At 60.0% G+C, this 15,883-nt stretch carries 30 protein-coding genes; 13 read left to right on the forward strand and 17 right to left on the reverse strand.

Features of this window, described 5'->3' with window-relative positions; genetic code table 11:
- Positions 1–357, forward strand: coding sequence for a DUF2605 family protein (locus SynRS9907_RS05095; protein ID WP_188022034.1), 357 nt, complete (start codon positions 1–3; stop codon positions 355–357).
- Here SynRS9907_RS05095 and SynRS9907_RS05100 read toward each other — a convergent pair.
- From SynRS9907_RS05100 to SynRS9907_RS05120, 5 genes are all read right to left on the reverse strand, one after another.
- Positions 342–1,031, reverse strand: a complete 690-nt coding sequence (locus SynRS9907_RS05100) for a glycoside hydrolase family 104 protein (RefSeq protein ID WP_255445993.1) — start codon at positions 1,029–1,031, stop codon at positions 342–344. The two genes, SynRS9907_RS05095 and SynRS9907_RS05100, sit on opposite strands and share 16 nt — an antisense overlap.
- Before the next feature lie 233 nt (positions 1,032–1,264).
- Entirely contained in the window at positions 1,265–2,278 is a 1,014-nt protein-coding gene (trpS, locus tag SynRS9907_RS05105; protein WP_115082091.1) for a tryptophan--tRNA ligase, read from the reverse strand.
- A gap of 3 nt (positions 2,279–2,281) precedes the next feature.
- Positions 2,282–2,782 (reverse strand): hypothetical protein, encoded by a 501-nt coding sequence (locus SynRS9907_RS05110; protein WP_188022036.1) that lies wholly within the window; start codon positions 2,780–2,782, stop codon positions 2,282–2,284.
- Positions 2,783–2,798: 16 nt separating this feature from the next.
- A complete protein-coding gene (locus SynRS9907_RS05115; RefSeq protein ID WP_188022037.1) occupies positions 2,799–3,326 on the reverse strand; it encodes a hypothetical protein in 528 nt (175 codons plus the stop codon).
- Positions 3,319–4,221, reverse strand: coding sequence for a cation diffusion facilitator family transporter (locus SynRS9907_RS05120; protein ID WP_115082094.1), 903 nt, complete (start codon positions 4,219–4,221; stop codon positions 3,319–3,321). Before SynRS9907_RS05120 ends, SynRS9907_RS05115 begins: the two co-directional genes overlap by 8 nt.
- 136 nt (positions 4,222–4,357) lie before the next feature.
- On the opposite strand from SynRS9907_RS05120, the gene SynRS9907_RS05125 reads away from it, so the two are divergent.
- The 5 genes from SynRS9907_RS05125 (at position 4,358) to SynRS9907_RS05145 (ending at position 7,872) form a co-directional block, all read left to right on the forward strand.
- The gene (locus SynRS9907_RS05125) at positions 4,358–5,674 is read left to right on the forward strand and encodes a YcjF family protein (RefSeq protein WP_370586621.1); all 1,317 of its coding nucleotides are present in this window, start codon (positions 4,358–4,360) and stop codon (positions 5,672–5,674) included.
- 141 nt (positions 5,675–5,815) lie between these two features.
- A complete protein-coding gene (psbA, locus tag SynRS9907_RS05130) occupies positions 5,816–6,892 on the forward strand; it encodes a photosystem II q(b) protein (protein ID WP_006850794.1) in 1,077 nt (358 codons plus the stop codon).
- A gap of 108 nt (positions 6,893–7,000) precedes the next feature.
- Positions 7,001–7,219: a hypothetical protein gene (locus tag SynRS9907_RS05135; RefSeq protein ID WP_188022039.1), complete on the forward strand. Its 219-nt coding sequence runs from the start codon at positions 7,001–7,003 to the stop codon at positions 7,217–7,219.
- A gap of 122 nt (positions 7,220–7,341) precedes the next feature.
- Positions 7,342–7,539, forward strand: a complete 198-nt coding sequence (locus SynRS9907_RS05140) for a hypothetical protein (RefSeq protein ID WP_006851951.1) — start codon at positions 7,342–7,344, stop codon at positions 7,537–7,539.
- A 180-nt stretch (positions 7,540–7,719) separates the two neighbouring features.
- Positions 7,720–7,872 carry a hypothetical protein gene (locus tag SynRS9907_RS05145; protein ID WP_170950581.1) on the forward strand — a complete coding sequence of 51 codons (153 nt, stop codon included), beginning with the start codon at positions 7,720–7,722 and terminating at the stop codon, positions 7,870–7,872.
- Positions 7,873–7,880: 8 nt separating this feature from the next.
- Here the strand turns inward: SynRS9907_RS05145 and SynRS9907_RS05150 are convergent, their stop codons facing one another.
- The 6 genes from SynRS9907_RS05150 to SynRS9907_RS05170 form a co-directional block, all read right to left on the reverse strand.
- Positions 7,881–8,063 (reverse strand): hypothetical protein, encoded by a 183-nt coding sequence (locus SynRS9907_RS05150; RefSeq protein WP_041434599.1) that lies wholly within the window; start codon positions 8,061–8,063, stop codon positions 7,881–7,883.
- A gap of 67 nt (positions 8,064–8,130) precedes the next feature.
- On the reverse strand, positions 8,131–8,640 hold the full coding sequence (locus SynRS9907_RS05155) for an ATP-binding protein (protein ID WP_255445994.1): 510 nt from the start codon (positions 8,638–8,640) through the stop codon (positions 8,131–8,133).
- 22 nt (positions 8,641–8,662) lie between these two features.
- On the reverse strand, positions 8,663–9,109 hold the full coding sequence (locus SynRS9907_RS05160; RefSeq protein ID WP_255445995.1) for a nuclear transport factor 2 family protein: 447 nt from the start codon (positions 9,107–9,109) through the stop codon (positions 8,663–8,665).
- Entirely contained in the window at positions 9,109–10,008 is a 900-nt protein-coding gene (locus tag SynRS9907_RS05165) for a DUF481 domain-containing protein (RefSeq protein WP_188022042.1), read from the reverse strand. The genes SynRS9907_RS05160 and SynRS9907_RS05165 overlap by 1 nt, the downstream gene beginning before the upstream one ends.
- 4 nt (positions 10,009–10,012) lie before the next feature.
- Positions 10,013–10,138 (reverse strand): hypothetical protein, encoded by a 126-nt coding sequence (locus SynRS9907_RS13985; protein ID WP_006850359.1) that lies wholly within the window; start codon positions 10,136–10,138, stop codon positions 10,013–10,015.
- Between the two features lie 52 nt (positions 10,139–10,190).
- On the reverse strand, positions 10,191–10,460 hold the full coding sequence (locus SynRS9907_RS05170; RefSeq protein WP_006850218.1) for a hypothetical protein: 270 nt from the start codon (positions 10,458–10,460) through the stop codon (positions 10,191–10,193).
- 97 nt (positions 10,461–10,557) lie between these two features.
- On the opposite strand from SynRS9907_RS05170, the gene SynRS9907_RS05175 reads away from it, so the two are divergent.
- Positions 10,558–10,788 carry a hypothetical protein gene (locus SynRS9907_RS05175; protein WP_188022043.1) on the forward strand — a complete coding sequence of 77 codons (231 nt, stop codon included), beginning with the start codon at positions 10,558–10,560 and terminating at the stop codon, positions 10,786–10,788.
- On the opposite strand, the gene SynRS9907_RS05180 is transcribed toward SynRS9907_RS05175, so the two are convergent.
- Both SynRS9907_RS05180 and SynRS9907_RS05185 read right to left on the reverse strand, forming a co-directional pair.
- Positions 10,765–11,514 (reverse strand): sulfite exporter TauE/SafE family protein, encoded by a 750-nt coding sequence (locus tag SynRS9907_RS05180; protein ID WP_115132798.1) that lies wholly within the window; start codon positions 11,512–11,514, stop codon positions 10,765–10,767. The genes SynRS9907_RS05175 and SynRS9907_RS05180 overlap by 24 nt on opposite strands.
- Positions 11,515–11,531: 17 nt before the next feature.
- Positions 11,532–12,029 (reverse strand): hypothetical protein, encoded by a 498-nt coding sequence (locus SynRS9907_RS05185; protein WP_188022044.1) that lies wholly within the window; start codon positions 12,027–12,029, stop codon positions 11,532–11,534.
- Positions 12,030–12,106: 77 nt separating this feature from the next.
- Between SynRS9907_RS05185 and SynRS9907_RS05190 the strand changes: the two genes are divergently transcribed.
- A complete protein-coding gene (locus SynRS9907_RS05190) occupies positions 12,107–12,277 on the forward strand; it encodes a hypothetical protein (protein ID WP_255445996.1) in 171 nt (56 codons plus the stop codon).
- A 147-nt stretch (positions 12,278–12,424) separates the two neighbouring features.
- Here SynRS9907_RS05190 and SynRS9907_RS05195 read toward each other — a convergent pair whose 3' ends face one another.
- Positions 12,425–12,583, reverse strand: a complete 159-nt coding sequence (locus SynRS9907_RS05195; RefSeq protein WP_156915504.1) for a hypothetical protein — start codon at positions 12,581–12,583, stop codon at positions 12,425–12,427.
- 187 nt (positions 12,584–12,770) lie between these two features.
- Here SynRS9907_RS05195 and SynRS9907_RS05200 point away from each other — a divergent pair, with 187 nt between their 5' ends.
- From SynRS9907_RS05200 to SynRS9907_RS05215, 4 genes are all read left to right on the forward strand, one after another.
- Positions 12,771–12,989: a CP12 domain-containing protein gene (locus tag SynRS9907_RS05200; protein WP_006852050.1), complete on the forward strand. Its 219-nt coding sequence runs from the start codon at positions 12,771–12,773 to the stop codon at positions 12,987–12,989.
- Positions 12,990–13,080: 91 nt separating this feature from the next.
- Positions 13,081–13,584 carry a DoxX family protein gene (locus SynRS9907_RS05205; protein WP_250397550.1) on the forward strand — a complete coding sequence of 168 codons (504 nt, stop codon included), beginning with the start codon at positions 13,081–13,083 and terminating at the stop codon, positions 13,582–13,584.
- Between the two features lie 108 nt (positions 13,585–13,692).
- The gene (locus SynRS9907_RS05210) at positions 13,693–13,848 is read left to right on the forward strand and encodes a hypothetical protein (protein WP_006850963.1); all 156 of its coding nucleotides are present in this window, start codon (positions 13,693–13,695) and stop codon (positions 13,846–13,848) included.
- Positions 13,849–14,043: 195 nt separating this feature from the next.
- Positions 14,044–14,340 (forward strand): hypothetical protein, encoded by a 297-nt coding sequence (locus tag SynRS9907_RS05215; RefSeq protein ID WP_255445997.1) that lies wholly within the window; start codon positions 14,044–14,046, stop codon positions 14,338–14,340.
- On the opposite strand, the gene SynRS9907_RS05220 is transcribed toward SynRS9907_RS05215, so the two are convergent.
- The 3 genes from SynRS9907_RS05220 to rpsU form a co-directional block, all read right to left on the reverse strand.
- A complete protein-coding gene (locus tag SynRS9907_RS05220) occupies positions 14,330–14,734 on the reverse strand; it encodes a hypothetical protein (RefSeq protein ID WP_255445998.1) in 405 nt (134 codons plus the stop codon). The two genes, SynRS9907_RS05215 and SynRS9907_RS05220, sit on opposite strands and share 11 nt — an antisense overlap.
- Before the next feature lie 251 nt (positions 14,735–14,985).
- Positions 14,986–15,225 carry a hypothetical protein gene (locus SynRS9907_RS05225; RefSeq protein WP_114988968.1) on the reverse strand — a complete coding sequence of 80 codons (240 nt, stop codon included), beginning with the start codon at positions 15,223–15,225 and terminating at the stop codon, positions 14,986–14,988.
- A 143-nt stretch (positions 15,226–15,368) separates the two neighbouring features.
- The gene (gene rpsU / locus SynRS9907_RS05230) at positions 15,369–15,545 is read right to left on the reverse strand and encodes a 30S ribosomal protein S21 (protein WP_009790002.1); all 177 of its coding nucleotides are present in this window, start codon (positions 15,543–15,545) and stop codon (positions 15,369–15,371) included.
- A 93-nt stretch (positions 15,546–15,638) separates the two neighbouring features.
- On the opposite strand from rpsU, the gene SynRS9907_RS05235 reads away from it, so the two are divergent.
- Positions 15,639–15,872 (forward strand): hypothetical protein, encoded by a 234-nt coding sequence (locus SynRS9907_RS05235; RefSeq protein WP_006851686.1) that lies wholly within the window; start codon positions 15,639–15,641, stop codon positions 15,870–15,872.
- The last annotated feature ends 11 nt before the right edge of the window (positions 15,873–15,883 follow it).

Genomic DNA, 15,883 nt, shown 5'->3' on the forward strand with positions numbered 1-15,883 from the left:
ATGGGCGAGACCCGAGGGCACCAGGTGGGTGAGTCAACCAATCAGGAAGCTGGCGCACTGCTGGATGAGTTGCTGGCATCCCTGCTCGATGACTTCGAGCACTGGTTTCAGCGCGGTGAGGAGCTTCTGCAGGCCTGTCCGGAGGAGGTGATGCCGTTGCAGGAGCGCCAACGCATGCAGGAGCGGCTGCAGGAGGGCAAGAAGGCCATTGCTGCAACACGCTCTCTTGTGGCTGCATCAACGCAGCCCATGGCGGTCTCGATGGAGGTGATGAACCCGTGGCATGGCTTGGTCACGGAGGTGTGGGCCCTGGCCGCGAGGTTGGGGTCGAACCGTTCGCCTCAGGCCCCGAGCTGATTGCGCAGCTGGCGCAGGTTGCTGCTGTAGAAGCTCGCCAGGTCCTGAGGGCTCTTCACCGGTTGACCGTAGGCGGAGCGGCCGGTCCAGGTGGGGAAGGATGCCCATTCGGGTGCCAGCTTCGCCATGGCGTTTCTGGTCAGCCCTTTTCGGTCAATTTCCTTGAGAGCACCGCGACGATCAACAAGGTGCAGAGCGGCTTGGTCCTGGTGCCTGGGCTCGAAGCTGGACAGCTTGAGCTCCTTCGCCACGCCCTTCCAGGTCTTGGGCAGGAATTGATAGGCCCCCGCTGCGGCGCTGGTGTAGCGCTTCACGATCACCCGCTCGGGATGACGTGAGAGGTCCTGAAACTGCCCGCCGCCGTACATGATCCGGTAACCCTTGTCTTCACCGTCTTTCCAGGTGCCCTCGGCGTAGCGAATGGTGTTGAGCAGGGCGCGTCGCTCAGGTGTCAGCTCGTAACGACCACCCTCCTTGCCGGAGGACAGGGTGGCGCGGCTGCTGGTGTCGCGGCTGCTGGTGGCGCTTTGCTCGAAATGTTCTGCGGCCGCCTCTGCGTTCTGGAGCGGCTGTTTGGCTCCTGCGGACAGCACCAATCCTGCGGTCAGGGCTGCACCGACGACAGGCCGGCTCCAACGTGTGGCTGGGCTGAACGCAGAAAAAAGGCGATGCACGCAGAACATTCAGGTGGACGATCAGAGTGCTGGCCCACGAGGTCTGGACGCGAGATCGGGCCTGAGGGGTTGACGCGTTGTCTGTGCTGTGTATGTGCAGCTGAGAGAAGACTGAGAGTCTTGCGAGACTCGCGTCTGCGGCTGACGTTGTCTCCCCCAAGCCTCAGGGGCCATGGCTTGAGCCCATGGCCGTCGCATTGATCAGAGCAGCTAATGCTTCTCTTTGTTGCTGATCAGGCTGGCCGGGCGAAACCCAAGGCATCCCGAACCCGTTCAAGCGTGGCGTTGGCCACGGTTTCGGCCTTCTCACGGCCTGTTCTCAGCACCTGATCGAGCTCTGTGGGGTCCTGCATCAGCTCCCGGTAGCGGGCCTGGATGGGCTCCAGCGCGCTCACGGTGGCTTCGGCCAGCAGCGGCTTGAACTGTCCCCAACCCATCTCGGCGCATTCAGTGGCGGCCTGCTCCCGCCCCTTGCCGCTCAGGATTGCGTAGAGCCCAAGCAGGTTGTCGGTTTCCGGTCGATCGGGGTTGCCGAATTCGAGGCCACGCTCTGGATCGGTCTTGGCGCGTTTGATCTTTTTGGTGATCAGCTCCGGAGGGTCCAAAAGCGTGATGCGACTCCCCTCGTTGGGATCGCTCTTGCTCATCTTGCTGCGACCATCCGTCAGGCTCATCACCCGTGCCCCCTCCTTGAGGATCAGCGGTTTGGGCACTTTGAGCACCGGCGTGTCCTTGCCGCCGAAACGGGCATTGATGCGCTGCTGGGCGATGTCGCGCGCCAGCTCCAGATGCTGCTTCTGGTCCTCACCGACGGGCACCAGGTCAGCGTCGTAGAGAAGGATGTCGGCGGCCATCAACACCGGATAGTCCAGCAGGCCCACGGAGACGTTGTCCCCCTGCTTCACCGCTTTCTCCTTGAACTGAATCATCCGCTCCAGCCAGTTGAGCGGCGTGACGCAATTCAGCAACCAGCACAGTTCGCTGTGGGCTGCCACCTGGCTCTGCACAAACACCGAACAGCGTTTGGGGTCCATGCCACAGGCCAGGTAGAGCGCTGCTGTGGAACGGGTGTCCTCAGCCAGGCGGCTGGGGTCATGGGGAACGGTGATGGCATGGAGATCCACAACACACACAAAGGTGTCGTGGGTCTCCTGCAGATCAACCCAATTGCGGATGGCACCCAGCCAATTGCCGAGGTGCAGTGCTCCGGTCGGTTGCACCCCGGAAAGAACCCTTGGCCGGCTCATCAATCAGGCCTCGGTTGCTGCGGTGTTGGTGTCGTCGCTGGCGGTAGCTTCTGACTCCACCACCGGCTCCACCACTGGTTCGGCCTCCGGCTCGGCAACCGGTTCAGCTGCAGCCTCCGGCTGGGGTTTGGCTGGTCGGGCAAAGGGATTCGGACGGGACCCGCGGCCACCACGCTCATCGTCAAAACGGCGGCCACGACCACCACCATCACGCCGGCCACCTCGGGCAGGCTGATTTTTCTGCTGTTCGATCAGAGCGTCCAGTTGGCCGTCCTCCAGCATTTGGCCAAGGCTGCGGACCGCGAAACCCAGCACAGCCACGGTTGAGCGGAGATTGAAGGCCTCCTGCAGGGCCCGGGCTGAGCGCATTTCGTTGTCACTCAGGCGAATCCGGAAGCCTCCGCCTTCACGGCCGCCACCACGGTTGCCACGACTGCGCTGACCATCTCGGCCGCCGTCTCCCTGTCCCGCCTGTTGTTGGGGATCGCTGTAGGAATCACTCATGGCCCATGGCCTGGAATCAGGCGCAAGTGTGACGCATCACCGGGGTGTTTTCCGTGATCCAGAGCAGCTGGTGGCATTCAACGCTGTTCTTCCGAGCCAGCACCAGCATCGGAACCACCGTGATCCCCCGTTCAATCCGTTCGCGATAGCTGCTCACCAGTTGTCGGTACCGCTCCGCTGTCCAGCCGTGGATGGCTGTGTCACGACTGTTCCAGTAGTCCTGCAGCGCCCTTTGGCAGTCCTCGATGCCGAACTCCCTCCAGCAGCTCTGTTGGGCCAACAGTGGATCCATCCCCTGTTTCAGCAAGCGCCGGTAATGCACCAGTTCCGGGGCTTCATCGCGTCCATCCGGAGGCAGCAAACGGTGCAGCTCGGTCAGGGGAGTTCGAGACAGCCGCAGCCAGCAGCGTTCCCGCAGCAACACCGGCAGTTGCCACGACCAGCCGTCGGCACGACGGACTTCATCGAGCACCTCAATCAGCCCCCGCTGCTGACGCTCGGTCAGTCCAGCCAGCGCATGGGTTGTGGTGTCGACCTCAGCCATGGGCGCCGGTGTAGGTGATCCCGTCCTCCACGTAGTCCTTGGGTTCCAGATGGATGGTGCACCGCACCGGCCCGAAACTTTCGTCCAAGCGCTCTTCCACCTGTTCGGTGATCCGGTGCGCCTTGGTGAGGTCGTCTGCGTCGACAACCATATGCATTTCGATGAACACCTGCTGGCCCAGAACGCCCCGGCTGGCGATGTCGTGGCAGTTCAAGACGCCGGCGGTGGCCATCGCTTCGGCATAGATGGCTTCAGGTGCCACCGCCATGTGGTCCACCAGCCAGGGCAAGGTTCCGCGCAGCACCTGCCAGCACACACGGATCAGCAGGAGTGCCATGGGGATGGCCAGCGCAACGTCGAGCCAGCTCACCTGCAGCCACACCGCCCCGGCCATGCCCACCAGCACCACCACGGTGGTCCAAACGTCGCTCGCCGCATGTTGAGCATCCGCTTTGAGCAGGTTGCTGTTCAGTCGCCGACCTTCCCGCAGCTCATATCCCGCCAGCAGGAGGTTGAACCCCAGCACCAGCGTGAGCAGCACCAGCTCCTGGCTGGTCACCCGGATCGGTGGCAGGCCCTCGAGCAGCCTTTCCCCCGAACGCAGCAGGATCTCAAGGGCTGTGAACAGGATGAAACCAGCGATGCCCAGGGCTCCCACCGCCTCGTATTTGCGGTGGCCGTAGGGGTGATCCCTGTCGGGGCGCGGATCGGACAGTTTGTTGGTGACCAGTCCCGTGAGGCTGGACAACGCATCGGTGGCGCTGTGCATGCCATCGGCGATCACCGCCAGGGAACCACTCATGGCCCCCACCAGAAGCTTCAGCAGCGACATGCTGATGTTCAGGCCCAGGGCCACCATCAGAACCCTGCGCACCCCCCGGCGGTTGTCGACCATCGCATTGGGATGACTGTGTGTCACGGCTGACTCCGGCCTGTTCCCAACTTATGGAGAACTCGTGTTTCTGGCCTGAAGTTCTGGTGTCAGGTGGTGGGTTGAGCTAAGAAGGGCCACTGCTACAGCAGCCGTTCTGTTGAAACTCCCGGCTTCATGGCCAGAACTGGTGATGCCACCGTCGTCGCTGCTGCGGCCGTTGGCTCTGGCTGGAGCTGGTCTGCTTGCTGGACAGTGGCTGATCAGTGATGTGATGCATGTTCCCGGCGGGGGACTGGGTCTGCTGGCCGCCGGTGGCGTGGTGATCTGGCTTGGCCGCAAGCCAAGTCAGCCGCGGTTTGCGGCGCCGGTCTCTCTGGATGGATGGATCGCTCGGTGCCAGGAGGTGCTGGATCAATTCGCACGTTTTGAGCAGCAACCCTCTGCCGATCAGGCCCGTCGCGCTGAACTGAAACGGGTGCAGGACCGTTGTGGTCCGGTGCGCATGGCGATGGTCGCCTTGGGGGGCTCTCAGGGACCGAATGAGGCAGACCTCAGCAGCTCTCTTGCTGGCCCGGCGCCGGTGACGCTGTCGCTCTGCCATCCCCTGACCACCGACGACGGCAGCCGTTCCTGGCCCGGCGGCCTGCTGGATCAGGATCTGATCCTGTTCAGCCTGCAGGCGCCTCTGCTGGCTTCAGATCTGCTCTGGCTGCAGCAGGTGCCGGACGATCAGCCGGCCTGGCTGCTTGTGTCGACCGATGCGCAGGACGCATCCACCGATGCCGGCGCGGCTGTTCGGGACGATCTTCCCGAGCGCTGGCGTGAGCGGATCCTGGTTCAGGAGTCTTCGATGCAGCTGCGCACTGCCCTGGCACCGTTGCGCCGTTCGCTGAAACAGGCTGCGATGGAGGCGCGTCCGCGTCTCCTCGCGGACTTGCATCGCCGTTGGCAGCATGACCTCGAATCGCTTCGTCGCGAACGCTTTCTGCAGATCCAGCAGCGCACCCAGTGGGTGGTGGCCGGGTCGGTGATGGCCTCCCCCATCGCCAGCCTTGATCTTCTGGCCGTGGCGGTGGCGAACGGTTTGATGATCAAGGAGATGGGAGAGATCTGGGGAACATCGCTGCAACCGGATGTGCTGAGGGAAGCTGCGGCGCAGCTGGCTCGGGTGGCCCTCGCCCAGGGCGTGGTGGAGTGGACCGGACAGACCTTGCTGGGGCTGGCCAAGCTGGATGGGGGGAGCTGGCTGATCGCCGGTTCGATGCAGGCCCTCAGTGCGGCTTACCTCACCCGTGTGGTGGGACGCTCCATGGCGGATTGGCTGGCGATCAATGCCGGCGTTGACGAGCTTGATCTTGTGGCGTTGAAGCAGCAGGCACCGTTGTTGGTGGCTCGGGCTGCAGAGGAGGAACGGGTGAACTGGAACGGCTTCGTTCAGCAATCCCGCGAGTGGCTGCTTCATGCAACTTCATGAACGCTTGATAAAGCGCTTAATGAAGTTTTTTTGAGACCTGATTCTGATTGTTGAGTTGTCATGTAACGGAACGTTCCGTCCATACACTTAATCCACCTGTCCCTTTTTTGAGGGAGAGGTTCATCCGTCTTCTTTTCTTCCATGTCCACCGCAATTCGCAGCGGACGCCAGAGCAATTGGGAAGCCTTTTGTCAGTGGGTGACCGACACCAACAACCGCATCTATGTGGGTTGGTTCGGCGTGCTGATGATTCCCTGCCTCCTGGCGGCCACCATCTGCTTCACCATTGCCTTTATCGCCGCTCCCCCGGTTGATATCGATGGCATCCGTGAGCCCGTCGCTGGCTCCTTGATCTACGGCAACAACATCATCTCCGGTGCTGTTATTCCGTCTTCAAACGCCATTGGCCTGCACTTCTACCCCATCTGGGAAGCTGCTTCCCTCGATGAGTGGCTGTACAACGGCGGCCCTTATCAGTTGGTCTGCTTCCACTTCCTGATCGGCATTTCCGCCTACATGGGTCGTCAGTGGGAACTCTCCTACCGCCTGGGCATGCGCCCTTGGATCTGCGTCGCTTACAGCGCTCCGCTGTCTGCAGCGATGGCTGTTTTCCTGGTGTACCCCTTCGGTCAGGGTTCCTTCTCTGATGGCATGCCCCTGGGCATTTCTGGCACCTTCAACTTCATGTTGGTGTTCCAGGCTGAGCACAACATCCTGATGCACCCCTTCCACATGCTGGGCGTCGCAGGTGTTTTCGGCGGCAGTCTGTTCTCCGCCATGCACGGCTCCCTGGTGACCTCCTCCCTGGTGCGTGAAACCACCGAGGCTGAGTCCCAGAACTACGGCTACAAGTTCGGCCAAGAGGAAGAGACCTACAACATCGTGGCTGCCCACGGTTATTTCGGTCGCCTGATCTTCCAATACGCCTCCTTCAACAACAGCCGTAGCCTTCACTTCTTCCTGGGCGCCTGGCCTGTTGTCGGCATCTGGTTCACGTCCATGGGCATCAGCACCATGGCCTTCAACCTGAACGGCTTCAACTTCAACCAGTCCATCTTGGATAGTCAGGGCCGCGTCCTGAACACCTGGGCTGATGTGCTGAACCGCGCCAACCTCGGCATGGAAGTGCAGCACGAGCGCAACGCTCACAACTTCCCCCTCGACCTGGCTGCCGCTGAGTCCACTCCTGTGGCTCTGCAGGCTCCTGCCATCGGTTGATCTGGAATCAACCTGTTCCCTTTGGAACAGCAAAAACGATTCAGATCAACTGAATCGGAAAGCCCCCTCCTCGGAGGGGGCTTTTTGTTGCTGTGTTCGCTGTGAAGGTTGGGCGGTGCATCAGGCCCCTTCAGGGCACCAGCCGATCTGCTTCTCCAGCCGTTGCATCCATTGATGGCAGCGGTGTGTGAGGTGTGCTCCTTGGGGGATGCGCTGTTGGTGGTGTGCGCAGGCTGGCTGGGTAACCCCTGCCTCAGCAAGGGTGTGTTGAAAGTGCTGGCAGGTGAGGCACACCATGAGGGACCGGCTCGGTCGGAGTTGCCCTGATCCCATCGGTGGCCAGGCGCTTGGCGGCGGAGCGTTGACGATGCCCATACGCGTCTTATTGGTAACTATGTACTACTCGCAGTCCTTTTGGCTGTCAACGTGGTGTTGGGGAGAATGGAGTCATGAGTGAGCCTCGCCCCACCCTCCAGTTCGATCTGGACCTTGAAGCTGTTCGCCTGCTCCACCGCTCGGTGAGCTTTCACCTTGAGAAATGGCCCGGGGGGCCAGATCCCAGAGAGCAGGAGGCCCTGCAGTCGATGAAGACCCTGCTCACGGCAGCGTTGCTTGAGTTCAGCCTTGACCAGGACGGTCAGCGCTGAAACCTGCTCCCTTCACGGCTGAGCAGGGAAGCCGCGACAGCGCTGCGTTGGCCGCTGTACAACGCATTGAGTCGGTTGAGGCCTGGCTGGACTGCATCGCCACCTGTTGCATTAACGATGGAAGAGAACTGGGCTCCAGCAGCTTTGGTTCCTGCGTTGTTCTCTTAAGCCGTTGTCCCCGTGGGTTGGTTGATCGCCCTTGCCATCGTCGTGGTGCTGTCCTGGCTGGGATGGCGTTGGAATCAGCTCGAATGTGCTGAAAGCCGCTCCGTCAGCGGCCGTTTGGTGAAGCGGATGCGTCGTCATTCGCGGCGACGCAAGCACCATCACTAGGCCTTCAATCAGGCCATGGGCATGCGACACCCCAGTTGAATCGTGCCTTCGTCGATCAAACGGCCGAGCCGTTGGGCGACAGCTTCCTCAGTTCGTGTGAATTGATCCTGGCGGGCTGTCACCCACGCCATTTCACCGTTGGTGATCACGCCGGTGGACATGGCTTCGAGAAAGAGTTCGCCGAGTGTCATGACCCTTGTGCCGTTGGGATCACGTTGATGGGACTCCCAAGGGGGTGCATGACCTGCTCACCTTTCTTCATGGCAAGGGGTCAAGGATGGTCTGGAGGGCCCGGTTGATCTGATCGCTGAGCTGGGGGGCGGCGGGATTGAGGCGGATCAAGCTTGCGAATCCTTCGCTGAGGTCGGGCCTGTTGGGGGGGCTGTTCAGGCTCAGGTGCATCGCACGAATCACGGCCTCTGGAACGCACCGTTGGCGGCTGCGGTTCCAGACCAGGCACTGATCCAACGGTGTCTGCAACCACCAGCCGGTCCATGGCAGGTGCTGGGCCCCCATGCTCCGCTGCATCAACCCCTGGCGCCAGTTGAGTTGTGCATGGGTTGCATCCACCAGCACGTTGTCGCCATCGGCGATGACGCGGTCGATGGCGCCATGCAGATGCGGTTCCAATTCAGACCAAGGACCCTGCACATTCGCGTCTCCCCAGAGCTGTTCCCTCAGGGCGTCATTGGCGATCACCCGTGCAGGGAGCAGCGGAGCGAGGATCGTGGCGAGGGTGGTCTTGCCGCTGCCCGGGGGGCCGATCAACAGATGGCCATGGGGCCGTGGTTCAGGCAACGAAGCGTTTGTAGAGCCAACGCACCAGTCCACCAATCATGGGCACTGGAGCAAACGTGGGGCCGACGAAATCGAAATAATCGCGGTGGTCTCCGATCTTTCCATCTGGATTGAAGCGGAGCCGGGTCGCCCCGGGGTAGATGAACTCAATCCCTTTGATCTTGAGGCCCATGCGCCATTCAACAAAGGCTGTTTCACCGTTTACTACTACCGATTCCGTTTCCAGGAACACGTCATCACAGCGCTGCATCAGACCATCCTGGGCAAGGATGTAGGCGTCAATGCCCTGCCGTTCCTGGGTTGGATCGGTGAAATGCACGTCACTGGCATAGACGGCTTTCCACTGCGCAGCTGTGGGGCCTGGCGTGCCGTAGGGCTTGGTGAACAGGGCACGGATCTGTTCGGCGTTCAGTGGAGGGTGAAGCATGGGTGTTGTCATCAGAAGTCGGCACCCACCTGAGCGGTGATGGTGTTGTTTAACTCGGGTGTGTGCATGCTTTGGTAAATCGATTGCACCCGCAACGTTGTGAACAACTTGCTGTTCTCTGCGGGGTAGTAGCGCACCTCAGCGGTCAGGGTGTTGGCCGGTTGAATCTCATTCGCCCAGACCGTTGTGAACTGGTTTTGGAGTCCGAACTGGAGCGTGGGCCAGGGTTTCCAGTTGAGATCGGCCGTCAGCGTTGCGCCGCCATAGCTGTTGCCGCAAAACGAGTCGCTGGCGCAGCTGATGCCACCGCCGCTCCACTGGAGCGACGGACCGATGGAGATGGTGAGCTCAGTGGTTTCTGACTTCAACAGCGGGAATGCCACACCGATGTTCCCCAGAACAGTGTTCACCCCGGAATCATTGGTGCCGTTGTAGAGGTAACCGCTGAGAGCAAACAGATCGAGGTTGGAACCGATCGGTTTGTCGTAGCGGAGTTCCGCTGACCCTTTCTCCGTATCGATCGAGAGTGACTCTCCTGAATCCTTCGACTTGCTTGCGTTGAAGCTGCCGCTTAATGACAGCTTCTGCTGATCGTCTTTGTAGCGGGTTTTGCCGGTGAAGCTGACCGACAGGGAGTTGTCGCCATCCTTCTCATTGCCGATCGCACCGGCTGAGACCGAGCTGGTCCACAGGGGCTTGGTCGTGGCTGGTTTGAGTTGGTCTGCGGTGAGTTCCAGCCGTCCCAGCTGGGGGTGGTTCAGCACCGTGGTCCCGTTCTCTGGATTCCGCTCAAGCAACTCCCCGTGCAGGCTGTCGCCGTTGCGCAGGGTCAAGTTGATGGTCTCGGCCCAGCTCACGCTAGGAACCAGGCCGAGGCCGAGAAGTCCAGCCGTGGCGAGGAATCGATGCATGGCGTCAGTTGAAAAACCCCTTGGACTGAAGCCAGAGGCCAATGGCGACCAGGGGCCCGAAGCCGGCGATCAACACGGTGATCTTGAGGCGCAGCGGTGACACCTGGGGTTTGGTCTCTCGAAGAGCCATGGCAAGGCACGAAGGCAAGTGAACCTAAACGCTGTGCTGCGTTCGTGCCTGTTCAGAGCTCGTACTCCTCTTCAAACTGCTCAATCAAGCCCTTGTAGAGCGCCAGAAGGCCCTCGGTCTCTTCGCAGAATCCGTCCGTTGTGTACTTCGCGATCAGATTCACCACGGCACTGCGGATTTGCGTGAAGGCGCCGAGGTACTCACCCTGGATGTCTTCATCGCGGATGTCGTTGATCAGCGCGCCCACCAGCTCAATCTTGCGCTTGGCAGCGGCCATCTCCGCTTCCATCTCTTTATTGAGCTTGCGGCGTTTCTTCGGCATCCCCTCAACCGGTTCAAGCAGCGACATTACGGGAGCCGCAGGTCTTCCTCCTTCGAGCGACTTCCCCTAGCGTCGGGTTCGTTGAACCCATGGCCTTGTGAATCGGACCTTCCGCGGTGTTGCCTACGTGTCCGTCTGGGTGGTGATTTGGGGAACGGTGGCGTCCTTGATGGACTGGATGCTGCTGACAGGTGAGGTCTACGAAACGGCCAGCACCGGTCAGGCGGTGACGTTCATTGCCTATGGGGCTGCAACAGTGGTGCTGGCCACGCGGTTTTCGGGGCGTTTCCTGACAGACGCCGATTCAGAGGCTGCGGATCAGGAGTGATCCGCCCATCAGCAGCGCCAAGATCTCGAACGCTTGTTTGACCAGGCGGCTTCCTTTCACCAGGGAATAGTGGGCCCCCAGGAAGCCTCCGATCAGCGACCCCAGCACCAGCGGTGGAAGCCAGTCCCAACGGATTTCACCGCTCAAACCCAGCACCAGCGCCCCGGTGCCATTCCACCCCAGGCCCACCAACACCAGGGTGTGGGCAACGGCTCTGGCGTAGCTCAGCCCAAACCAGCGCACCAGCCACAGGGTGACGAACAACCCTGTGCCTGAGGTGAGGGAACCGTTGAGAACGCCAATGATGAACAGCCCGCAGCTGCCAAGCCCAACGGTGCGGGCTGTCAGCGGGTAGGGCTGATCTGTCGTCCCCAGATCTGGTTTCCGAGCCGAATAAACCCCCAGCCCCAGGGTCAGCAGCCCAAGGCTCGCAGTAGCCACTTGATCGGGCAGCGCAAGAACCATGCTGGCTCCCACAAACACACCTGGGAGACCGGCCGCCAACACCAGCGCCGAGCGTTTCAGGTCAAGGCTGCTGGCACGCCAATGACGCCCACTCGCTCCCAGCCCCAGCGCAACACTGGCCACCTTGTGGGTGGCCAGTGCCATGGAGAAAGGAAGGCCCAGAAGGATGAGTGCGGGCAGTTGTACCAGTCCTGCTCCCCCTCCCGCCAGAGCCGAGAGGGCATTGGCGCCAATGGCGATTCCCAGCAGGGCGATTTGCATCAGCAGTTCGGACACACTCAATCTCGTGTCAGGAAGGCGATGGGAACTGAAAAGGTGACGATGCGGTGGGGATCCCCCGGGAGAATGGCGACGCAGGCCACTTCACGATCAGCGTGAGCCTCGCGGGACTGCACCACAAAGGCTGTGGCGTCTTCGATGCTCCACATCGGGGCATCACCACAACGGCGTTCATCCCTGTAGGCCTGCCAGACCTCGCAGAACGCATCCCCATCCTCACCATGTTTCATTTCCGTCAGCGCCTGTTCCAGACCCACGTCTTCGAACCGTTCGAACAGGCGCACCATCAACGGGTGGGCAATGGTGGATGAGGCCTTCAGGGTTGAGTTGATCGTGCCGATGGCACTCACCATCAGCTTTGGTTTGGAGCGTCGTGCATCGATCACTCCCACAGGCAGATTGAGATCCCAGCTTGGGTGTCCGCTGACGGCACAGGCCAGATCGAACAGCCCCAAGCTGCATTGCTTGATCAGGCTCTGAATGGTCTCTCGATCCATAGCTCAGTTCCGCGTGGCCCGATTCACCGTTTGCGTTCCAGTGTTGCCAGGATGGCCGGCGGTTGATGCCGATGTGGATGTCCCTGATTCAGATCTACCTTGATGCCGTAACCCACCAGGTGATCACCAGTGAAGAGCTTGCCTATGTGGCCGGCAATCAGGAGCAATTTGATCGAACCGAACGGAAACTCACTGCACGGCTTGAACAGTTGATTGGCGCAGGGAATATCAGTGTTGGAACGCGTTGATTATCCGAACAAAAAGCGTTGAAGCCGTTTCAGTAATTGCCGCAGGGGCTTTTTGTCACGGCTAAAAATCTGCCGCTCATCTGACAGCATCGCGCGACTCACCCGATCTGCGCTTCTGATAGGAGGGAAAGGCTGTCCCGTCAACCTTCACGGCAGGGCAACCACCCCCGACCAACTCTGCAGAACGTCAGGTGCGCCTTGGGTCAGGGCGGCAACAGCACTGGCTGAGCCAATTCCGATTCCCACCACAACGCCTACGGCGAAGACAAGCAGCCCCGTCAGAACGCTGCGTTCGGAAAATTGCATCCACTCAACATCAGCCAACCTGACTTTCCTGCGGCCATCGTCCAATGGCCACTGTGGTGTCACAGGACGTGATGGGGCCCGGAGCGGATCTGTTGTGTGGTTTCGGCCACAAAGGTAGATCTACCGACTGATCGATCGGGGTGGTCTTCGCTAACAACCGAATGTCAGCCAGATGACAGTTTCAGTCATGAAAACGATTGACGAGCACATTCAGAAGGACCAGGAGGAGTTCCTTAAGGCCCTGTCTGAGCACAACGAAGGCAAGGTGCGTCATCTCACGGAGGAGCTGCAGTGGCTGTTGGATCACAAGAAGGAATTTCCTGATGATCCCCATGACCCCTCACCCCTTGAGCTGTTCTGCGAGCAGAACCCCGATGAGCCCGAGTGCCTGGTCTACGACGACTGAGTAGAAGTACTCATTCCTTGCTCCGCCCTGGCGCGAAGCCGCGTTGCTACACGCAACTTATTTAAGTTGTGTGTAGTCGATGTGTTCTGTGGTGATTCGCGCCATTCTGACCCGCCCCATTGCTGGCGATCTCGGTCTGCTCCTGCTTCGGGTGTTCACCGGCGCGCTGCTGATTCACCACGGTTACGAAAAGCTCGCCAATATTGAGAATTTTGCAGATGCATTCGTTCGCCCTCTGCATTTGCCCTTCCCGATCCTTCTCTCCTACGTCGCAGCGTTCTCGGAGGTGATCGGCAGCTGGCTGTTGATAACTGGCTTGCTGACGCGGATGGGAGCCTTGGCAGTCGCCGGGACCATCTCCGTCGCCATTTATCACGCCATCGTCACAGCGGGCTTCAACATCTATCTGTTGGAGCTTCTTGGCCTTTATTTCGCGGCTGCCGTGGCCGTTCTCGCCTGCGGCCCAGGTGTCTTTTCCATTGACGAGCTCATCGCCCGCCGCCTTGAGCCCGACATGCAGTTTTCCGCTGCGGAAGACACGGATTTCGCCGCTGGCGAAGCCGCTGTTCTGGAAGAAGCCGTGGCCAGCCGCTGAACACCAGCGTGATCAGATTCAAAAGCCCCGCCATCGTGGGGCTTTTTTCATGGCTGGCGACGGTATGGGCGAAAGACGCGTCAGAATCATCGAAGTTGGATCAACGCGATGAAAGAGGTCAGCCTGCTCGAGATGATTGGCCGTTCTCTGGCAAAGGTTGCAGCAGGTGCTGGTGTTGCAGCAGTGCTGATTTGGCTCACCTACGTGATGCTCGATGTTGGTCATATGCAGTCGGGCTTCACCCTGCCCCAATCCAGTTACTGAACTCAGTTGCAGTGGAATGATCTTGAATCTCCGGTTCTGATCATTGCTTCGCTGTTGATTGCTCTGCAGATTTGTTGGATTGGAGCTGTGCTTCGGCGCAACCAACGCAGGCGCCTGGGGGAACCACTCAGCTCAACAGCATTTCAACGTGAACTCCAGCGGATTTTCTCAAGAGCGAACGGACTGTCCTGAGCCATGAAGCAACTTCCAGGTCAACAGAGCAGAACCCTGCCGCGATGGCTGAAGACGGTCATGGCGGGTGCCATCACTGTGATTGCCACCATTTGGATGGTGTCGTTGCTTCCCTTTCTGCTTCTCGCAGCCTTGCTGCTTTCCATAGCGCTCATCCCCATCACCCGTCGGCTGCGACGGGAGATGGAAGAGGCTGGATTCAGTGTTGATGAACCCAGGTCGAATGTTCAGCGCCCTGATCTCAACATCACACCCTGGCACCGACAGATTCGCAATCTCTGGAGAGACTTCAGCTCTTGAACAGGTCGTTAGCCATTGAGCGATAGCGACCAAGAGAACTGCCTGCGCGACGAGACTTTGTGGGCACACGTTGTCCCGGCAACAGGTTCAACGGAGCGAAATTCACCAACGTCAGCTCTGGGCGCTGCTGCTGCTCGGCTGCCAGCAATTCGGCAATGGCCTCTGCTGTTGTTTGTGCGGGAGCTGCGCTCTCCGAAACAGCTTCGATGGTCTCCACCGGCTCGGTCTTGAGAGATGTTTTGGTCTTGGAGGTGCCGAGGGGCCACAGAAAAACCAGACTCAGCAAAAGAGCAACGGCGGCCGTGAGGGTGCCGGTGAGTCCAAAGGCCAAACCCTGAAAGTTCCACAGCAATCCGGAACCCGCCATGCCGAAGGTGCCGAGGATCGCCAGCATCAGGCCGAGGAAGGATGCCTGTGGTGCCTTGAATTTGAGCGGCTGGCTTCAGGGACTTCAACGGGTGAAAGTCGTGGTTCAGGCCGAAGCAGAACAAAGCTGATTCCCAGCAGAACCAATGCCGTAACCGTGCTGCCAAGCCCCAGAGTGCGGCCCTGAAAATTCCAAAGCAAACCACCGCCGGCAAGACCTGAAACTCCGAAGGTTGCCAATGCAAGTCCGCTCAAGAAAGGAAGACGATTGCGCATGGCTCAGTTGCTCCGGTTTTGCATGGCGGCGTAAGCAACGGCTCCGCCGGTGATCACAGTGAGGAGGCCTGTGGTGAGTAAGAAGCTCACCAACATGGCGAATCCAAGAACAGATCCCAGGAGGGACATCTTGATTCGCAGCAATTTCGACTTCATCAACAACACCAACAGCAAGACCACGGTGGTCTTCAAGCCAGCGATTTTTGCCGCACTGATCGGGCAAAAAGGATTGATCAACACCATTGGCTGGTCTTGGTCTTATTAAGCATTTATGAAGTCTGGCGAAAACCAGAGCGCACCGTGAAAAGAGCACCGTGAAGAGGGCGACGGATGGCCACAAAAAAACGGGCCCGAGGGCCCGTTGGCAGCTGACGTGTCGTGCGAGCTCAGCGACGACGGTTGCGTGAACGCTGCTTCAGCTTGCGCTTGTATTTCTCAACGGGGGTCTCGTGGTGACGGATCCGACGCAGATCAGAAAAGATGCCGGCTTTGGCGACGGAGCGCTTGAAGCGACGCAACGCGGATTCAATACCTTCGTTTTCGCCGACTGTGACCTGACTCATCCGTTCCCCGAAAGAGAGCAATAAACAACAACTCTACCAGCCGCCCTCTACCCCATCCCCCACAACCTGCCAAGGGTGGGATGGGTCTCTTGCATGACGCTTGTTGAAGAGATCGTGGCGCGTCCCGGCTTCTGCTTTGGGATGGGTCCATCACTCCGGCAGGCCCCTGTCTTGACCCTCACGCACTGCCCCCTGTGCATTGGTCTGGCTGTTCTTTCGGCCGTTCGATTTATGGCCCACTGCGTGATGGCCGTTCAGCTCGAACGCAGCACGGCAGGGGAGTCAACCCATCCCGCCATGCTGCTGGGCACTCTGTTTGAGCTCTAAGCAGTTCCGCC

Source organism: Synechococcus sp. RS9907 (assembly GCF_014279615.1).
Classification (GTDB): Bacteria; Cyanobacteriota; Cyanobacteriia; order PCC-6307; family Cyanobiaceae; genus Parasynechococcus.